Origin of the sequence: Neoroseomonas soli, from assembly GCF_018129065.1 — a bacterium.
Classification (GTDB): Bacteria; Pseudomonadota; Alphaproteobacteria; order Acetobacterales; family Acetobacteraceae; genus Neoroseomonas; species Neoroseomonas soli.
The window spans coordinates 1-2510 of record NZ_JAAEDM010000171.1; the positions used below are offsets into that span (position 1 = coordinate 1).

The 2510-nt window shown below is 71.8% G+C and carries 2 protein-coding genes; both read left to right on the forward strand.

The window, feature by feature from the left end:
• Window positions 1-220 precede the first annotated feature (220 nt).
• Window positions 221-1996, forward strand: coding sequence for a DNA translocase FtsK (locus tag GXW76_RS25150; RefSeq protein WP_456307123.1), 1776 nt, complete (start codon window positions 221-223; stop codon window positions 1994-1996).
• Between the two features lie 99 nt (window positions 1997-2095).
• Window positions 2096-2510, forward strand: a 415-nt coding sequence (locus GXW76_RS25155) for a hypothetical protein (protein ID WP_211864878.1), incomplete at its 3' end; no start/stop codon positions are given.

Genomic DNA, 2510 nt, shown 5'->3' on the forward strand with positions numbered 1-2510 from the left:
GCTGCTGGCGGTGGCCGGCGTCGGCTCGGTGTTCATCGCCTGCGGCCTGACCTTGGGCGAATGGCGCGGCGCCGGGCGGGTCGCGGTGGGTGCCGGCCAGGCGGCGGTGGGCGCGGCATGGTCCGGCGCCTCTGCACTGCGGCGGCCGGTGCCCGAACCCGAACCCGAGCGGCCGGCACGCCCGGGATTGTTCGCGCGGCTGTCCGGCCGTGTCGGCCGCATGCGGAATTCCGCCGGCGCATTGCTGCGGCGGGAGTCGGCCGACGTGCCGCTGGGAGAGATGCTGCGCGCCGCGGATGAGGCCGCCGCCGCCGTGCCGCCCAACCCGAGCGCCCCGCCCGCGCCCCTTCCGGGGCAGGAAGGCGACACCCGGCCGGGCACTGAATCGGTGGCCAAGCCGCGCCTCGCCCCGCGCGCCAAGGTGCAGGAACGCGCCCCGGATCGCGGGCGCCGCGCGCCGGAACAGCGGGCGCTCGACCTCGATCCCGGCACCTGGCGCCTGCCGCCGCTGGACCTGCTGACCGAGGCCCCGGCGCGCCGCACCGGGCGGCCGTCCGAGGAATCGTTGCAGGCCAATGCGCGGCTGCTGGAATCCGTGCTCGAGGATTATGGCGTGCGCGGCCGCATCGCCGAGATCCGGCCCGGCCCGGTGGTCACGCTCTACGAGCTGGAACCCGCGCCGGGGACGAAATCCTCCCGCGTCATCGGCCTCGCCGACGACATCGCGCGGTCGATGTCCGTCATCGCCGTGCGCATCGCGACGGTGCCGGGGCGCAACGTGATCGGCATCGAGATGCCGAACGCCAAGCGCGAGACCGTCTATCTCTCCGAGATGTTCGTCGACGAGATCTGGGGCAAGCACCAGGGGCGGCTGCCGCTCGCCCTCGGCAAGGACATCGGCGGCGCGCCGGTGATCGCCGACCTGGCGCGCATGCCGCATCTGCTGATCGCGGGCACCACCGGCTCGGGCAAGTCGGTCGGGATCAACACCATGATCCTGTCGCTGCTCTACCGCTTCGGGCCGGACGAGTGCCGCTTCATCATGATCGACCCGAAGATGCTGGAACTGTCGGTCTATGACCGCATCCCGCATCTGCTCGCCCCCGTGGTGACGGAACCGCCCAAGGCGATCGGCGCGCTCAAGTGGACGGTGCGGGAGATGGAACGCCGCTACCGTGCCATGTCGCAGCTCGGCGTGCGCAACATCGGCGGCTACAACGAGAAGGCCACCGCCGCCCGACTGCGCGGCGAGGTGCTGACCCGCAAGGTGCAGACCGGCTTCGACCCCGACACCGGCAAGCCGGTCTTCGAGGAACAGCCGCTGGCGCTCGAACCCCTGCCGATGATCGTCGTCGTCATCGACGAGATGGCCGACCTGATGATCGTCGCCGGCAAGGAGATCGAGGCCGCGGTGCAGCGCCTGGCGCAGATGGCGCGCGCCGCCGGCATCCACGTCATCATGGCGACGCAGCGGCCGTCGGTGGACGTCATCACCGGCACCATCAAGGCGAACTTCCCGACGCGAATCTCCTTCCAGGTCACGTCCAAGATCGACAGTCGCACCATCCTCGGCGAGCAGGGCGCGGAGCAGCTGCTCGGCCAGGGCGACATGCTGCACATGCCGGGCGGCGGCAGGCTCGCGCGCGTGCACGGGCCCTTCGTGTCCGACACCGAGGTCGAGCGCGTGGTGGAATTCCTGCGCGAGCAGGGCGAACCCGCCTACATCGAGGAAGTGACCGAGGAGCCGGACGAGGATGGCGGCGCGATGCCCGGCATGCTCGGCGGCAACACGGATGCCGAGTCCTCGCTCTACGACCAGGCGGTCGCGCTGGTGACGCGGGAGGGCAAGGCCAGCACCTCCTTCGTCCAGCGACACCTCAACATCGGCTACAACCGCGCCGCCAAGCTCATCGAGCAGATGGAGAAGCAAGGCGTGGTCGGTCCGGCCAACCACGTCGGCAAGCGCGAGGTGCTGGCGCCCGGGCCGCGCGAATAGGGCGGAGATCCGTCGCCTGCCGCGCGATTGCGGTGGCGCCGACCGTTGCGATATCGCAGTATCTTCGCGGAAGCGCACCGGTCCGGGGAGTTCGCCCCCATGCCATTCGCCTGGCTGTTCAGGTCGCCGAGCCTCGCAGAGACGAATGCCAGCCTGCGTGACGGGGAGGAGCCGGTCCGCGGCCTGGTGGTCAGCGCGCATATCGGCATCCGGATGTTGCGCCTGGGCTTCGCGGTGGTCCTGGTCTGGGCGATCGCGGCAGGCACCCTGCGGGCGGTGCAGGTCGCGGCGACCGGTTGGCCCTTCGGACGGAACGACTTCGTCGGGCAGGTGCTGCTCTTCCTCGGCGGGGTGCCCTTCTTCGCCGCCGGGGCCTTTGCCGCCGTCGCGGCGCTGATCGTCGCCTCGGGGCTGGTCGGCGCGCTGTTCGGCTTCCTCTTCGCGCTGCCGCGGCTCGATGCCCGCAGCGCCGCGGCCGCCGCCGCGCAGGACCAGGCCGGGGCGGCGGCGGCAG

Excerpts from the sequence above, each read along its gene's own strand:
- GXW76_RS25150 (WP_456307123.1), top strand. The coding sequence starts at position 221 with ATGCGGAATTCCGCCGGCGCATTGCTGCGGCGGGAGTCGGCCGACGTG.